A 15,806-nucleotide genomic window follows, 5' to 3' on the forward strand; every position below is an offset into this window, starting at 1 on the left:
TGTTCAGTTCACGCATTTCGGTCCGTTCTGGCCAGCGGAGATCGGCGGGGCGGGTGGCACCGGTGTCGCCGATGTCGACGAGGAACCGGTGAAGTCGAACAGGGAACTCGCGGCCGAGCCCGGCCCAGAATAGTCGCTTGCCAGCACGACGCTGACAGCTTCCGGCGACATCATCGGATCCGCGACCACCGTGAGCCCGCCCAGCAGCCGGGCCACCTCCTTGGCCTTGGCGTTCGACGTGCTCGACGCCAGCACCCGGGTGCTCATCACGCTGCCGCCGTTGTAGTTGCCGACCTGACCGGCCTGGAAACCCTTGGCGGCCAACGCTTGGGACACCTTCGAGGCCAGCCCGCCGATACCGCTGGCATTGAGCACGTTCACCGTCACGGTCGCCGGATCGAAGCTGGGTTCCTCGGCTTCGTCGGTGTTGCCGTCCACCAGCGCGGAGACGAACGCCTTCACCATGCGCGGCTCCACCCGGACCACGGATTCGCCGTTGCTGGTCATGCCGTTGAGGTCAGCCACCGGGATGGTCTCGAATCGCACGTGCCCGCCGGACAGATCCTTGAGCTGTTTGAGGAACGCGAGCACGTCCCAGCTGCCGTCCAGCACCACCGTGCGGCCCACCGCCTCGCTGAGCTGCTGCAACCGGACCGGGTTGCTGAGGGTTTTCGCGCTCAGCATCTGATTGGTCAACTGCGCCAGGAACACCTGCTGGCGCACGATCCGGTCGATGTCACCGCGCGGCAGGTTGTGCCGCTGACGGACGAAGCTCAGCGCCTGTGCCCCGTCGAGTCGCTGGCGGCCGGCCGGGAAGTCCGCACCCGACATCCACTCGTCCACCGGCTCGTTCAGGCAGACCTCCACGCCGCCGACGGCATCGGTGAGCAGCACGAAGCCGAGAAAACTGATCTCCGCGTAATGGTCGACGGTGAGACCGGTGAGGGTACCGACGGACTTGATCAGGGCCTGCCGTCCGGCCTGGACGGCTTGCGTTTCCGCCGAGGAGTCCGAGACGCCCTGGGCGAGCAGTTTTTCCTTCAGACTCAGCTTGGTGGCGCCGTAGGCCGAATTGATCTTGCTCGGACCGATGCCCGGTACCTCGACATAGCTGTCGCGGGGGATGGAAATGGCGGTCGCGGACCGGCCGTCGTTCGGGACGCGCACCAGCATGATGGTGTCGGTGTTCATGCCGACCTCGTCGCCGGCGTGCAGCATGGCCCGTTCTTCCTCGCTCAGCGGGTTGCCGTGCGCGTCGGTGCGGCTGTCCACGCCGACCAGCAGGATGTCGGTGGCGCCGTCACGCTGTCCGCCCAGGCCGAGATTGCTGATCCGCTCGATGCCCGAGACCAGCGAATCGACACTGCGCCACGCGAATCCGGTGAAGACGAGCACCAGCGCGGCCGCGGCGGCGACCACGATGCGACCCAGACCAACCGATCTCTCTTCAGTCACTTCCAGCGTCCTTCCAACTGAACCGATGCCCGCTTCCCGCTGCCCCCGCAACCGTTCCGATGCCTGCCCCCGGACGACTTGGCGCTCAAGGCTAACCGGCGGTTACCGCGCCGGAGCGCACCCGCAGGCTGCACGGCGTGCCAGACTGCACTCCGTGACCGGATCGTCCGAAACGTTTGCTCACCTCGTCGTGACCGGCGCGCGCGGCCAAGTGGGACGCGAGCTGCTGCGCCTGGCGCCCGGCGCGCGCGCCTACGGCCGCGATGACCTCGACATCACCGACGCCGACGCGGTGGCCACGGTGGTCACCCCGGGAACCGTGGTGCTCAACTGCGCCGCCTACACCGCCGTGGATCGAGCCGAAACCGACCCCGAGGCCGCTTTCGCCGCCAATGCGACCGGACCCGCCGTCCTCGCCGCCGCCTGCGCGCGGGCCGATGCCCGGCTCATTCATCTCTCGACCGACTATGTCTTCGGTGGTACCCACAATCGGCCTTATGACACGGCCGATACGACCGGACCCGCAACGGTTTACGGTCGCTCGAAGCTGGCGGGGGAGCAGGCGATCCTGGCTTCCGGCGCCCCGGCCCACATCGTGCGCACCGCGTGGGTGTACGTGGGTGGCGCGGGTGACTTCGTCGGCACGATGCGGCGGCTGGAAGGCGAACGCGAGACCGTCGACGTGGTCGACGATCAACTCGGGTCGCCCACCTACGCCGCGGACCTCGCCGCCGGTCTGCTCGAGCTGGCGTCCCGTCCGGACGCGCCGCGGCTGCTGCACGCCACCAACGCGGGCCAGGCCACCTGGTTCGATCTCGCCCGCGCGGTCTTCGACGAGGTCGGCGCGGACCCCGCCCGGGTGCGGCCGTGCGACTCGTCGGCGTTTCCGAGACCCGCACCGCGCCCGGCGTATTCGGTGCTGTCGGACCGGTCCTGGATCGCGGCAGGGCTCACCCCGCTGCGCCCTTGGCGGGCGGCCCTGCATGCCGCGGTACAGCGAAATACACACGGCACCTAGGGGTTTCGGCAAACATTCGGCAGCTGGAACTTCCGGCTCGCGGGACTCGGGGGCGCACGGTCCGGGTCCGGCGACTAGGCTTCGTGCCCGTGAGTGAGCGCAGCGAGCGGACCGAGAACACAGCCGCTTCCGAAAAGTTGGCCCCTGGTGGCCTGGCCGTCGTCACGGTGACCTATTCACCCGGCGAACACCTCGAGCACTTCATCTCCACCCTGGCCACCGCGACCAGCGAGAAACCGCAGGTGATCCTGGCCGACAACGGCTCCACCGACGGGACGCCCGAGCTCGCCGCCGAGGCCAACGCGCACGTGCGCCTGCTGCGCACCGGCGGCAATATCGGCTACGGCGGCGCCATCAACCGGGCGGTCGCCGAGATCGACCCGGACATCGAATTCATCGTCATCGCCAATCCGGACATCCGCTGGGGCACCGACTCGATCGACCAGCTGCTCACCGCCGCCCAGCGCTGGCCGCGCGCGGGCGCCCTGGGCCCGCTGGTGCGCGAACCCGACGGCAGCATCTACCCGTCTGCCCGCTCCGTGCCCGGCCTGCTGGACGGCGCCGGTCATGCCATCCTCGGTTCGGTATGGCCCGGCAACCCGTGGACCCAGCGCTACCGCCGCGACAACGAGCAGATCGCCGAGCGGACCGTCGGCTGGCTGTCCGGCTCCTGCCTGCTGGTGCGGCGCAAGGCCTTCGACTCCATCGACGGCTTCGATTCCCGCTACTTCATGTACATGGAGGACGTGGACTTCGGCGATCGCATGGGCCAGGCCGGCTGGCACAACGTGTTCGTGCCGACCGCCGAGGTCACCCATGCCAAAGGCCATGCCGCCGGCAAGCATCCGGAACTGATGCTGCCCGCGCACCACGCCAGCGCCTACCGCTTCCAGGCCGACCGGCATCCGCACTGGTGGCAGGCGCCGCTGCGGCTGGCGCTGCGGGCCGGACTTGCGATTCGGGAGCGGATTGCGGTTCGATCGGCGCTGCGCCAGCAGGCGCGCGAAGCAGCTCAGTAGCCGCACAGCAAGCTAGCCTGAACCGGGCTTGTGCGCCGGCGGAGCACGATCCAGAAGTGAACGGGGAACTTGATGGGCAGCGATTCCGCAAAGAGCGCGGGCGGCACCGACGCGGTCATCCTGGTCGGTGGCCAGGGCACCAGGCTGCGTCCGCTCACCCTGTCGGCGCCCAAGCCGATGCTGCCGACGGCCGGTCTGCCGTTCCTCACCCACCTGCTGGCTCGCATCGCCGAGGCCGGGATCACCCACGTCGTGCTCGGCACCTCGTTCAAGGCCGAGGTGTTCGAGGAACACTTCGGTGACGGCTCCGAACTCGGCCTGGACCTCGAATACGTCACCGAGACCGAGCCGCTCGGCACCGGCGGCGGCATCCGCAACGTGCTGTCCAAGCTGCGCGCCGACAATGTGATGGTCTTCAACGGTGACGTGCTCGGCGGCACCGACCTCGGCGCGATCCTCGACACGCACGAGAACACCAACGCCGACGTCACCCTGCACCTGGTCCGGGTCAGCGACCCGCGCGCCTTCGGCTGCGTACCCACCGACGAGAACGGCCGGGTCACCGCGTTTCTGGAGAAGACCCAGGATCCGCCGACCGATCAGATCAACGCCGGCTGCTACGTCTTCCGGCGCGAATACATCGAGAAGATCCCGCCCGGCCGCCCGGTCTCGGTGGAACGCGAGGTCTTCCCCGCGCTGCTGGCCGAGGGTGCGAAGGTGCAGGGCCACGTCGACTCGTCCTACTGGCGCGATATGGGCACCCCCGAGGATTTCGTCCGCGGCTCCGCCGATCTCGTCCGCGGCATCGCCCCCTCGCCCGCGCTGCCCGGCCAGCGCGGCGAATCCCTGGTCCATCCGAGCGCCGGTGTCGCCCCGGGCGCGCTGCTGATCGGCGGCACGGTCGTCGGTCGCGGCGCGGAGATCGGCGCGGGCGCCCGCCTCGACGGTGCGGTGGTCTTCGACGGCGCGGTCATCGAGGCCGGTGCCACCGTCGAACGGTCCATCATCGGTTTCGGCGCCCGGATCGGCCCGCGCGCCCTCGTGCGCGACGGCGTCATCGGCGACGGCGCTCATGTCGGTGCCCGCTGTGAGCTGCTGCGCGGCGCGCGGGTCTGGCCCGGCGTCGAGATTCCCGACGGCGGCATCCGCTTCTCCACCGACGTCTGAGTACCGCCCTCGTCCCGCCCGCTTACGGCCGGGACAGCGCTTAGCTCTTCCAGAGGTAGCGCGTCTTGGGTCGGCCCGCACGACCGTAGTCGGACCGGCGCAACACCAATCCGTCATCGGCGAGCTTTTCCAGGTACCTCCATGCCGTGATGCGCGAGACGCCGATGGAGGTGGCGGTGTCGGCCGCGGTCATACCCTCGGTGGCGTCCCGGACGACGCGCGAGATTTCCTCCAGCGTCTGCGGCGCGACGCCTTTGGGCGCACTGGCGCGCTGATCGGTGGTGCGCAGCGCGGACAGGGCCCGATCGATGTCGTTCTGGGTGATCGCGGACTCCCCGGCGGGCAAGGCGGTCCGGAACTCGCGGTAGCGCTCTAGTTTCTCCCGGAAGGCCGCGAAGGTGAACGGCTTGAGCAGGTAGAGGACGACGCCGTGCGAGACGGCGGTGCGGACCATGGTGAGATCGCGGGCCGAGGTGATGGCGATGACGTCGGGGCGCGGTGCGAGCCCGGACAGGGCGGCGGCGACCTCGAGGCCGCTGGTGTCGGGCAGGCCGATGTCCATCAGCACCAGGTCGATCGGCGTGCCCTCGGCGGCGGCTTCGGCGGCGGCGCGCATGGCGTCGCGGCCGGTGTGGGCGATGCCGACCGGGGTGAAGCCCTCGATGCGGGTGACGTAGGCGCGGTGCGCCTCGGCGATCAAGGGTTCGTCCTCGACGATGAGCACTCGGATCACGACTGTTCCTGTCTAACTGAGATATTCGCGGCCGACCGGGGGATTGCCACGGTCACCGCACTTTCCGGGTCACGCTCGGTGCCGATGACGCCGCCGTGGCGGCCGACCAGCCGATGCACCAGCGCGAGCCCGAGACCCTGATGGTCGGATTTGGTGGTGTAGCCGCGTTCGGCGGCGTGGGCGAAGACTTCCGGGGACATGCCCGGGCCGCTGTCGGCCACCCGCACCAGCAAGGCGGAATCCTGCTGCCGGACAGTCACTTCCACCCAGCCCTCGGGTAGTTCCGCCGCCGCGTCGATAGCGTTGTCGATGAGGTTCCCGACCAGGGTGACGGCCTCGTGGGCGGACAGCGGCGCGGTCGAATCGAGCGCGGTGTCCTCGGAAATGGTGAGTTCGACGCCGCGTTCGGCGGCCTGGTTCACTTTGCCCAGCAGCAGCGCCGCCAGGGCGGGATCGCCGACGGCGGCGAGCAGGCGGTCGATCAGATTCTGCGAGAGCTCGAGTTCGGCGGTGGCGAACTGTACGGCCTCCTCGTGTTTGCCGAGTTCCACCATGGTGACCACGGTGTGCAGCCGGTTCGCCGATTCGTGGGCTTGCGCGCGCAGCGATTCGGCGAAACCGCGCACCGAGTCGAGTTCGCCCATCACCGTGCGCAATTCGGTGTGGTCGCGGATCGTCATCACGGTGCCGAGCGGTCTGCGGCCGGACTGCACGATGTCCTGGTTGACGAGCAGGATCCGGTCCCCGGTGACGTGCATCTCGTCGCGCACCACCTCCCAGCTCAGCCGCTGCATCGAGACCGGCAGATCCGTGCGCCGCACCGGTCCGTCCGGCAGGTCGAGCAGCCGGCGCGCCTGGTCGTTCACCACCTCGGCCTCCTCCTTCGCGCCGAAGACGACCAGACCTTCGTGGATGGAGTGCAGCACCGCGTCGTGCTGCTCGTACATCACCCGGAGTTCGTCGGGTGCGAGCCCGTGGGTCTGGCGGCGTAGTCGGCGGCTCAGCAGAAACGATCCGGCCGCCGCGACCAGCAGGCCCGCCAGCGCCACACCCATGATCTTCGGCAGCTGATGGCCGATCTCCTCGCTGATCCGCGCCCGCGTCACACCCGCGGACACCAGCGCGATGATCCGCCCGGACTCGTCGCGCACCGGCGTGACCGCGCGGATGGAGGGGCCGAGAGTGCCGGTGAAGGTTTCGGTGAAGGTCTCCCCGGCGAGCGCGCGGTCGATATTGCCGCTGAACGGGTGACCGATCTGCGCGGGATTGGTGTGGGTGAACCGGGTTCGGTCCGTCGCCATCACCACGATGAAATCCATGCCGGTCTGGGTGCGGATCGCCTCCGTCACCGGTTGCAGGAGGCCGGTCGGGTCGGGGGAGAGGACCGCGGCCGCGGTGGAGGGAACCTTCGCGACGGTCACCGCGACATCGATGGTTTCTTGCTCGGTGGTCAGATCGCTGGTGCGCCGGGCGTCGAATACCGCCAGCACCGCCCCGATGCCGATCACCAGCGCGATGACGATCAGCTGCAACACGAAGGCTTGTCCGGCGAGGGATAGTCGACCCCTACTCACCAGTCGACCTCCGAACGCACAAGCTGAACGTAATGCAATAAACCGTGACCCAAGTCACCCGGGTCGTCATTATTTTGCACAGGGGTCCACAGGCCCGTTCACGCCGGTACCTTCGGAAGGCAATCTTCGCCATGAGCGACACAACTCAACAGGTGACGAGCGCGCCCAAGCGCGATCGCACCCACTGGCTATATCTGGGCGTGCTGGCGGCGGTTGTCGCGGGCGTCATCGTCGGCAAAGTCGCCCCGGACTTCGCGGTCTCCTTGGAACCACTGGGCAAGATCTTCGTCAACCTGATCAAGATGATGATCGCGCCAGTCATCTTCTGCACCATCGTGCTGGGTATCGGTTCGGTGCGCGCCGCGGCCACCGTCGGCAAGGTCGGCGGCCTGGCGTTCGGCTACTTCTTGATCATGTCCACCGCCGCGCTGGGCATCGGCCTGGTGGTCGGAAACCTGCTCGAGCCCGGCTCGGGCATGAACATCAGCAAGGCCGCCGCCAGCCAGGGCGCCAAGTACGCCGATCAGGCGCACGCCGCCGGCGGCACCTGGGAATTCATCCAGGGCATCGTCCCGACGACGCTGGTGTCCTCGCTGACCTCGGGCAGTGTGCTGCAGGCGTTGTTCGTCGCACTGCTGGTCGGCTTCGCCTTGCAGGCCATGGGCAAGACCGGCGAACCGATTCTGCGCGGCATCGCGGCCATGCAGAAGCTGGTGTTCCGGGTCCTGGTGATGATCCTGTGGCTGGCCCCCATCGGCGCCTTCGGTGCGATCGCGACCGTCGTCGGCAAGACCGGCTGGTCCGCGGTGGTGCAGTTGGCCACGCTGATGCTCGCCTTCTACCTGACCTGCCTGGTGTTCGTCTTCGGCGTGCTGGGCGTGCTGATCCGGGTGGTCTCGCGGGTCTCGATCTTCAAGCTGGTGCGCTACCTGGCGCGGGAGTACATGTTGATCGTGGGCACCTCGTCCTCGGAGTCGGCGCTGCCGCGTCTGATCGCGAAGATGGAGCACCTCGGTGTGGAGAAGACGACCGTGGGTGTCGTTGTGCCGACCGGATATTCGTTCAACCTCGACGGCACCGCCATCTACCTGACCATGGCCTCGATCTTCATCGCCGACGCGATGGGCAAGCCGCTGAGCATCGGCGAGCAGATCGGACTGCTGGTGTTCATGATCGTGGCGTCGAAGGGCGCGGCGGGCGTCACCGGCGCGGGCCTGGCCACGCTGGCCGGCGGCCTGCAGAGCCACCGGCCGGAATTGCTCGACGGCGTCGGGCTGATCGTCGGCATCGACCGGTTCATGTCCGAGGCGCGAGCGGTCACCAACTTCTCCGGCAACGCGGTCGCCACCGTGCTGATCGGCACCTGGACCAAAACCCTCGATCCCGAGCGGGTGCGCGCGGTGCTGAACAAGGAGATCCCCTTCGACGAGACCACGATGGTCGACGACCACGGCCCCGTCGAAACCACCCCCGAAGACCCCAAGCCGGAACAACCCGAAAAGTCCCTGCAACCGGCTTGATTCGGCCTTGACGTCCCGGCCATAAGCCGGGGCTCCGAGGCAGCGCCGGGGGACGGTCGCTCTACCGGCCACCGGCGCACCCAACCACGAAGGGCCCGCGAATCCGCGGGCCCTTCGTTGTATTCCGGCATAACGGACGCGATTTCCGATAGTGGCATATGCCGCGCCGAGGCGTTATACGGTTCTGCTCTCGGGCGCGGGTCCTGTGCGAAACTGAACCGGTATCGGTACCGGCGGGGAGGAGGAATGGTGACTGTCGTGCATTCACCCGATCATCTGCTCAGCCTGGACGAATGGGATGCACTGCCCGAAGACAACAGCCGTCACTACGAGCTTGTCGAGGGGGTGCTGATCGTGTCACCGAAGGCTCTGCCGCAACACCAGCGTATTTGCTGGCGGCTCGCCGCGCAGCTGGAGCCACAGTTGAGCGAAGCCTGGACGGTGGTCATCGATACGGAGTTGGCGGTTGACTCTACGGACCCGCCGACCGTCCGAGCTCCCGATTCGATGGTGGTCCGGACAGCGGTCTACAACCAGAATCCGCCCCGGTTCGATCCAGCCGACGTGCTCTTGGCCGTCGAAGTTCTCTCCAAGGGGACCCGGCGAACCGATCAAATCACGAAGTTCGCTGAGTACTCCGAGGCCGGCATAACCCATTACTGGCTGATAGATCCAGTGGATCCGCTGAGTCTCATCGCCTATCGCCTGATCGGCGGCGAGTACGAGCAGGTGGGGGAGGGAGCCGGGCGGATGTCCCGCGAGCTGGACGGTGCGTCGGTCGTGTTGAATCTTGCCGACCTGAAGCCCCGTGTCACCAAGCCGGAGTGACTCAGGAAGCCCACTTTTCGGGGTTCAGGTAATGCTGCGTGATCGCGGTGGCGTGGCCGTGTCCGAAGCCGTGCTCGGTCTTCAGCCATCCGACGAGCTCCTTGAACGAGGTCAGGCCGCTCTCCCGCATCGCCGTCTGCCACTCCTCGATGGTGCGCCCGTACTTCGCCTCGATGGACGGGAAGTAGGAAGCGGGTCCGTGCGGCTTGGTCGCGGCCATGGTGTTCTCCTTGCTCGTTGTTATCCCTGTTGACGGCAGTGCCACGGTGAAGTCATCGGCGTCCGGATAACTGTGTGCCAGAACACAACACCGGCACCGACCCGCAGGTCGGCGCCGGTGGGAAACGATCGGCGTTCAGGCGGCGACGGGAACCTGGGTGGTCCGGCGCTCCCAGAGCAGCAGTGCGCCGGTGAGGGCGACGAAGGCGGCGGTCAGGCCGTGCACGCTGAGGGCGATGGTGGTGGACCCGTCCCAGCGGAGGATGGTGAGCATGTCGCCGAACGGGATCAGTGCCATCGCCAGGGTGGTGATGGCGAGCGCGTAGCGCTGTTTCGCGGCGAGCAGCGCCAGGATCACTACGCCGGTCCCGATATCACGCACGCCTTTGACGTTCAGGAAACCGGCGGCGTCACCCGCGGGCCAGGCCGGGAGGCCGAAACCGCTGGCGGTGGCCTCGGGCAGGAACAGGTAGCTCACGCCGACGTAGATGATGAAGAGCCCCCCGATGATCGAGAAGGCGGTGGCGAGGCGTGCGACGTTCATGGTGACTCCTGTTGTGCGGCACCGGGATACCGGCGCTCCGTTTTCTAGCATCGCTAGGTTCGAGAGCAACTGTAAACGAGCTTAGATAGATTGTCTAGCGCTGCTAGAATATCGACCATGAGCACGCAAGCCCGCAAGGAACGCGAACGCGCCGAACGGCACCAGCGCATCATCGACACCGCCCGTGAACTCGCCGAGACCAGCGGCTGGGAGGCGGTGACGGTACGCAAACTCGCCGAGCGCATCGAATACAGCCAGCCCGTGCTCTACAGCCACTTCGCCGGCAAGTCCGCCATCGTCTCGGCCGTCGCCGAGCAGGGCATCATCGAACTCACCACGGCACTGCGCGCAGCCCGCGAGTCCGCCGGCTCCCCGGAGGAAGCTCTCGGCACGGTCGCCCGCGCCTACCTGGACTTCGCCGCCGACAACCCGGCCCGCTACGACGCGATGTTCGTCCTGCACACCGACCTTCAGTTCGGCCCCGACGCTCCGCAATCCCTGCGCGACGCCTTCGGTGAGATCCAGGCGCTGTTCGTACCCTTCTCCGACGAACCCGACCTCGCGGCCCTGACCGAGGTCGCGTGGAGCGCCATGCACGGCATCGCCACCCTCGAGCGGGCCGGCCGTCTGGTCGACGATCTGCGCGAGCAGCGCCTCACCATCCTGGTCGGCCAGTGGCTCGCCGCCTTCGGAAAGTCGGAGCACCAACCCAGGCACGACTGACCTGTGCGTTCGATTACGGCTCGCGACCAGTGCGCGTTTCGCCGGTAGCGTGAAGTCATGGCTGATGTCGCAGTGGTCGGATCAGGACCCAACGGACTCGCCGCGGCGGTGATCCTGGCGCGGGCGGGCCTCTCGGTGGAGGTCTTCGAGGCCCAGCCCACCGCGGGCGGTGGCTGCCGTACCGCCGAACTCACCCTGCCCGGCTACCACCATGACGTGTGCGCCGGTGCGCATCCGATGGCCTTGGCGTCCCCCTTCTTTCGCGCCTTCGACCTGGCGGCGCACGGTGTCGACCTGCTCGTGCCCGAGGTGTCCTACGCGCACCCGCTCGACGGCGGCCGCGCGGGCCTGGCCTGGCGCGATCTGGACCGCACCGTGGCGGGCCTGGGCCGCGACGGCGCCGCGTGGCGCGGGCTCTTCGAGCCGCTGGTGCGCGACTGGCAGGGCGTCGTCGATGTCGCCATGTCGGATATGCGCCGCCTACCGGCCGACCTGCCCACCGCCGCGCGGTTCGGTATGCGCCTGCTCGAACAGGGATCGCCCCTGTGGAACAAACGATTTCAGGACGATGTCGCACCCGCGCTGTTGACCGGCGTTGCCGCACACGCCATTACCCAGCCGCGCGCGTTGCCCGCGGTCGGCGCGGGCCTGCTGCTCGGGACCCTGGCCTACGCGGGCGGCTGGGTGTTGCCCCGCGGCGGCAGCCAGGCGATTCCGAACGCGCTGATCACCGAACTCGAACGGCTCGGCGGCAAGGTCTACACCGGTCAGCGAGTCGACTCGCTGGCCGAATTCCCCACGGCGCGTGCGGTACTCCTGGATACCTCCCCGGCCGAGTTGCTGCGTATCGGCGGCGACCGGCTGCCGCCGCGATATGCCAACCAGCTCGGGCGGGTCCGCTACGGCGGCGCGGCCTGCAAGGTCGATTTCGCGCTGTCCGGCCCGGTTCCGTGGCGTGCCAAGGGCTGTGAGCTCGCGGGCACCCTGCACCTGTCCGGCACGCGCGCGGAAACCATGCTGGCCGAGCGCACCGTGGCGGCGGGCCGGCATGCCGAGCGTCCCTATGTGCTCGCCATCCAGCCCGGTGTCGTCGACGACACCCGCGCGCCGGCCGGCGGCCACACCTTCTACACCTACGCACACGTCCCCAACGGGTCGACCCGCGACATCAGCGATCAGGTCGTCGCCCAGGTGGAACGCTTCGCACCCGGTTTCTCCGATCTCATCCTGGCCAAGCACGTGTGGACCGCCGCCGAACTGCCCGCGCACAATGCCAACTACTTCGGCGGGGACATCTCCGCCGGCGCGATGAACCTGCGCCAGACGGCTTTCCGGCCGGTGGCTCGCTGGAACCCGTATGCCACCGCGGTGCCCGGTGTCTACCTGTGCTCGTCCTCGACACCGCCCGGCCCGGGTGTGCACGGAATGAACGGCATGCATGCCGCCCGCCACGTACTGCGCCGCGAGTTCGGTATCCGCACCGACCCGTTGGAGTTGCTGGATCCCGCCCGCCGGGCGGGCTAACGCTGGATCGGCTTCGGGCGGTAGATCTCCGGCTCCAGATACATCACGTCGACATTCGGCACGGCCATGCGCACGCGCGCCTCGGCGGCGTTGATGGCGTCCGCGACCTCGGTGACGTCCAGGAACGGCGTCATCCGGATCTTCGCGGCCACCATCAGCTGATCCGGCGCGAGGTATTCGGTCCGCATGCGCAGCACCTGATCGATGCGATTGCCGTCGACCAGATGCGCGCGGATCGCCGCGGTCTCCTCCGGGGTCGCGCCCTCACCGATGAGCAGGCTCTTCATCTCCACGATCAGGATGACGGCGATGAGGCCGAGCAGGATCCCGATCGCCAGGGTGCCGATGCCGTCCCAGATCGGGTTGCCGGTCAGCGTGGTCAGCCCGACACCGGCGAAGGCGAAGCTCAGGCCGATCAACGCGCCACTGTCTTCCAGCAGCACCACGGGCAGTTCGGGATTGCGGGTCTCCCGGATGAACCGCCACCAGCTCGCGCGGCCTTTGAGGCCCCGGGATTCCCGCATGCCAGTGCGCAGGCTGAAGCCTTCCAGGCACAGGGCGACCACGAGGATGGTGATCGCCACGACCGGCTTCTCCAGGTGTTCCGGATCGCGGATCTTGTTGATCCCGTCGTGGATCGCGGTGAGCGAGCCGAGGGTGAACAGCACCAGTGCGACCACGAACGCGTAGAAGTAGCGGTTGCGTCCGTAGCCGAAGGGGTGTTTCGCGTCGGGCTCGTGTTCGGAGCGTTTCTGCCCGACCAGCAGCAGGCCCTGATTTCCGGTGTCGGCGACCGAGTGAATGGCCTCGGCCATCATCGACGAGGACCCGGTGATCAGGGCACCGGCGAACTTGGCCACGGTGATCCCGGCGTTCGCGCCCAGCGCCGCGAAGATCGCTGTCTTGCTGCCGCCGCCTGACATGCCCGCCAAACTACCGGCGGCGCGGGTCAACCGGCCGCCGACACACCTGCGGCAGCAGACCTGTGTGGAATGCCCCTCTCCGTGTCACCCGGCCCGGATCACTTCTCAGCCTGTGGTGTCCCCGCCCACACACGCGCAGAAAACCTGGGCCGCGCCGTCGACCGCAGAGGCGCGAATTTCTTTGTCGGAGGCGGAGATCCAGGCCGCGGCGCCGCGACCGAGCGGCAATTCGTCGCCGTCCTGCCGCAGCAGTACCGCACCGGAGGTGCACAGCACGATGCCCGGGCCGGCCGCCGTCAGTGGCGCCTCCGCGCCGGCCGGCAGATCCACGCGGCGCAACGCGAATTCCGGGGCGGGCGTGCGATAGCGCAAGGAACCGTCGGGCGCGTATTCCGGCAGTACCACGGGCAGGTCGATCGGCTCGAAGTCCAAGACCCGCAGCAACTCCGGGACATCGACATGCTTCGGCGTGAGACCGCCGCGCAGCACATTGTCGGAGTTGGCCATAATCTCCACGCCGAGCCCGCGCAGGTAGGCGTGCAGATTTCCGGCCGCCAGGAACAGGCCCTGCCCGGGTTCCAGGGTGAGCCGGTTGAGCAACAGCGCGGCCAGCACCCCGGCGTCGCCCGGGTAGGCCTCGGCGAGTTCCAGCGCGGTCCGCACCTCGGGGATGAACATGCGCTCGCCCCGGCCGTGCAGGTAGCGCACACAGCCGTCCAGTACCGCGGGCAGCAGCGATTCGAGGACGTTCTGCGGCAGGGTGATCCAGGTCGTGAACAAGGTCCGCAGTCCGGCGGAGTCCGGTTGGGCGGCAAGCAGATCCGCGAACGGCATGAGCGCGGGCACGTCGAGCGCGCGCAGCAGGGCGACGGTGCGGCGGGGATCGCGGAAGCCGGCCAGCGCTTCGAACCGGTCCAGCGCCACCACCAGTTCCGGTTTGTGGTTGTCGTCGCGGTAGTTTCGCAGGGGCGAATCCAACGGCACTCGAGCCCGGTTCTCCCGTTCCCAGCCGACTTTGGCCTGCTCCACACTCGGATGCGCCTGCAGCGACAGCGGCTCTTCGGCGGCCAGGATCTTCAGCAGGAACGGCAGCTTGCCGTCGAATTCCGATGCGGCCGAGCCGAGTTCACGAGCCGGGTCGGCGGCGAGAAATTCCAGCAGTGAACGAGTGTCGTCACCCAGCCGCACATGCGCGGGATCGGCGGGGTGCGCGCCGAACCACAGTTCGGCTTCCGGATGTGCCGACGGGACCGGTCGGCCGCACAGTTGCGCCAGCGCGGTGCGCGAACCCCAAGCGTAGGAACGAAGTGCACCAACGAGTTCGTGCACTAGTAGCGTCCCCCGTCGAAATGCTCGTCGCTCGTGCTCGCGGAGGTGCCGGCGCTGAGCAGCCGCAGATAGGCCGCGGCCATCTCCAGTCGCAGCGCGAGCACCGCGAGTTGTTCGAGTTCGGTGCCGTGCCCGGACGTGCCGGGCTGCACCGCGGCCGGATCATCGATCCGGGCGGCGGTGGGCACGCTCGGGTCGGCCAGCGAGGCCTGCAGCAGGTCGACATCGGCGCTGACCAGATCGGCGTCCACCAGACCGGAACCGCCGCCGAACACCGCGATCCGGCGCCGGGCCGCGGACTGATCCGGATCGGCGCTGAGCACGAACACCCCGACCCGCTCCACCGGCGCGGGCCCGTCGAGTTCCTCGTCGTGGAACAGCGGATCGAAATCGGGGGTGGCTCCGCCCGCGGCCTCGGCGATGCGCGAGTGCGCGGCGACGGCCTCGGCCAGATCCACCCCGGCGGCCACTCGGCCCGCCGACTGCAACAGCACCTCGGCGCCGTGCCCGGCCAGTGCGGCCGCGGCGGGGGAATCACCGGCCAGCACGATCCCGCGCTGCTGCATCCGCGCGGCCAAGGTCTTGGCGGGATTGTGGAAGACGTCGCTGTGCGGGCCGTCGCGCAACGCCTCGGCGTCCAGCACGTCGGCGAGCGCGGTGAGATCGGGCACCGCATCGGCGGTGCGCACCGGATCGACCAGGCGCAGCACGGAGATGCCGGCCGCCAGGAAGCGCAGCATGCGGTTGTAGGCGAGGACCTGCACCCGGGGTTCCAGAATGGCGGCCCGGCCGGCCGCGGCGGCCCGCAACGGGCCCTCCAGCGGAGCGGCGACCACCACTTCGGCGCCGCGGCGCACGGCTCGGTCCACCGAGTCGATCAGGCGCGGATCACCCGCGTCGTCACCGGCGACCAGCACCACATCGAGGGGACCGACCCAGGGCGGCAGCGTGCCCGCCGTGACGATCGGCAGACTGGCCCGATCGCCGAGCGCGGCGATCAACAGGTCCGCGGCGCGCGCGGCGCGGCCGGAGCCACAGACCAGCACCACACTGCGGGGACGTAAGCCGGTGAGGCGGCCGAGCACATCCTCACCGACGGCCGCCGCGGTCGCACGTACCTGCGCGCCGCCGGAAGCGGCCGAGCGCAAGGCGCCGCCGGTATCGGCGGCTTCGAGCGAAGCGGCATCGTCGAGGTCGAGCACCGGTGTTCCAGCGATCATCGGGCGTCCC

At 68.6% G+C, this 15,806-nt stretch carries 15 protein-coding genes; 7 read left to right on the forward strand and 8 right to left on the reverse strand.

Annotation, left to right across the window (positions count from 1 at the left end):
* Positions 1-3: 3 nt before the first annotated feature.
* Positions 4-1,455 carry an LCP family protein gene (locus tag BJ987_RS11565; protein ID WP_209888030.1) on the reverse strand — a complete coding sequence of 484 codons (1,452 nt, stop codon included), beginning with the start codon at positions 1,453-1,455 and terminating at the stop codon, positions 4-6.
* A 154-nt stretch (positions 1,456-1,609) separates the two neighbouring features.
* Here BJ987_RS11565 and rfbD point away from each other — a divergent pair, with 154 nt between their 5' ends.
* From rfbD to manB, 3 genes are all read left to right on the forward strand, one after another.
* Complete coding sequence (gene rfbD, locus BJ987_RS11570) at positions 1,610-2,473, forward strand: dTDP-4-dehydrorhamnose reductase (RefSeq protein WP_307869574.1); 864 nt, start codon at positions 1,610-1,612, stop codon at positions 2,471-2,473.
* Between the two features lie 152 nt (positions 2,474-2,625).
* Positions 2,626-3,492: a glycosyltransferase family 2 protein gene (locus BJ987_RS11575; RefSeq protein ID WP_372446934.1), complete on the forward strand. Its 867-nt coding sequence runs from the start codon at positions 2,626-2,628 to the stop codon at positions 3,490-3,492.
* A gap of 72 nt (positions 3,493-3,564) precedes the next feature.
* A complete protein-coding gene (gene manB / locus BJ987_RS11580) occupies positions 3,565-4,659 on the forward strand; it encodes a mannose-1-phosphate guanylyltransferase (RefSeq protein ID WP_209888036.1) in 1,095 nt (364 codons plus the stop codon).
* Between the two features lie 40 nt (positions 4,660-4,699).
* On the opposite strand, the gene BJ987_RS11585 is transcribed toward manB, so the two are convergent.
* Together BJ987_RS11585 and BJ987_RS11590 are read right to left on the reverse strand one after the other, a co-directional pair.
* Complete coding sequence (locus tag BJ987_RS11585) at positions 4,700-5,392, reverse strand: response regulator (protein WP_209888039.1); 693 nt, start codon at positions 5,390-5,392, stop codon at positions 4,700-4,702.
* On the reverse strand, positions 5,389-6,966 hold the full coding sequence (locus BJ987_RS11590) for a sensor histidine kinase (RefSeq protein WP_209888042.1): 1,578 nt from the start codon (positions 6,964-6,966) through the stop codon (positions 5,389-5,391). The genes BJ987_RS11585 and BJ987_RS11590 overlap by 4 nt, the downstream gene beginning before the upstream one ends.
* A 131-nt stretch (positions 6,967-7,097) precedes the next feature.
* Between BJ987_RS11590 and BJ987_RS11595 the strand changes: the two genes are divergently transcribed.
* Together BJ987_RS11595 and BJ987_RS11600 are read left to right on the forward strand one after the other, a co-directional pair.
* On the forward strand, positions 7,098-8,486 hold the full coding sequence (locus tag BJ987_RS11595; protein ID WP_209888047.1) for a cation:dicarboxylate symporter family transporter: 1,389 nt from the start codon (positions 7,098-7,100) through the stop codon (positions 8,484-8,486).
* A gap of 246 nt (positions 8,487-8,732) precedes the next feature.
* A complete protein-coding gene (locus BJ987_RS11600; RefSeq protein ID WP_209888049.1) occupies positions 8,733-9,314 on the forward strand; it encodes a Uma2 family endonuclease in 582 nt (193 codons plus the stop codon).
* 1 nt (position 9,315) lies between these two features.
* Here BJ987_RS11600 and BJ987_RS11605 read toward each other — a convergent pair whose 3' ends face one another.
* Both BJ987_RS11605 and BJ987_RS11610 read right to left on the reverse strand, forming a co-directional pair.
* Positions 9,316-9,534 carry a DUF4287 domain-containing protein gene (locus BJ987_RS11605; RefSeq protein ID WP_209888052.1) on the reverse strand — a complete coding sequence of 73 codons (219 nt, stop codon included), beginning with the start codon at positions 9,532-9,534 and terminating at the stop codon, positions 9,316-9,318.
* Between the two features lie 135 nt (positions 9,535-9,669).
* Positions 9,670-10,077 carry a DUF4267 domain-containing protein gene (locus tag BJ987_RS11610; RefSeq protein ID WP_209888055.1) on the reverse strand — a complete coding sequence of 136 codons (408 nt, stop codon included), beginning with the start codon at positions 10,075-10,077 and terminating at the stop codon, positions 9,670-9,672.
* Positions 10,078-10,194: 117 nt separating this feature from the next.
* Between BJ987_RS11610 and BJ987_RS11615 the strand changes: the two genes are divergently transcribed.
* Entirely contained in the window at positions 10,195-10,800 is a 606-nt protein-coding gene (locus BJ987_RS11615; RefSeq protein WP_209888058.1) for a TetR/AcrR family transcriptional regulator, read from the forward strand.
* Between the two features lie 57 nt (positions 10,801-10,857).
* Positions 10,858-12,324, forward strand: coding sequence for a phytoene desaturase family protein (locus tag BJ987_RS11620; RefSeq protein WP_209888061.1), 1,467 nt, complete (start codon positions 10,858-10,860; stop codon positions 12,322-12,324).
* On the opposite strand, the gene BJ987_RS11625 is transcribed toward BJ987_RS11620, so the two are convergent.
* The 3 genes from BJ987_RS11625 to BJ987_RS11635 all read right to left on the reverse strand — a co-directional run bounded on the left by BJ987_RS11625 (position 12,321) and on the right by BJ987_RS11635 (position 15,796).
* Positions 12,321-13,247 (reverse strand): cation diffusion facilitator family transporter, encoded by a 927-nt coding sequence (locus BJ987_RS11625; RefSeq protein ID WP_209888064.1) that lies wholly within the window; start codon positions 13,245-13,247, stop codon positions 12,321-12,323. The two genes, BJ987_RS11620 and BJ987_RS11625, sit on opposite strands and share 4 nt — an antisense overlap.
* Before the next feature lie 105 nt (positions 13,248-13,352).
* A complete protein-coding gene (gene manA / locus BJ987_RS11630) occupies positions 13,353-14,576 on the reverse strand; it encodes a mannose-6-phosphate isomerase, class I (RefSeq protein WP_209888067.1) in 1,224 nt (407 codons plus the stop codon).
* Complete coding sequence (locus tag BJ987_RS11635; protein ID WP_209888070.1) at positions 14,576-15,796, reverse strand: tobH protein; 1,221 nt, start codon at positions 15,794-15,796, stop codon at positions 14,576-14,578. Before BJ987_RS11635 ends, manA begins: the two co-directional genes overlap by 1 nt.
* Positions 15,797-15,806 lie beyond the last annotated feature (10 nt).

This window comes from Nocardia goodfellowii (assembly GCF_017875645.1).
GTDB lineage: Bacteria > Actinomycetota > Actinomycetes > Mycobacteriales > Mycobacteriaceae > Nocardia > Nocardia goodfellowii.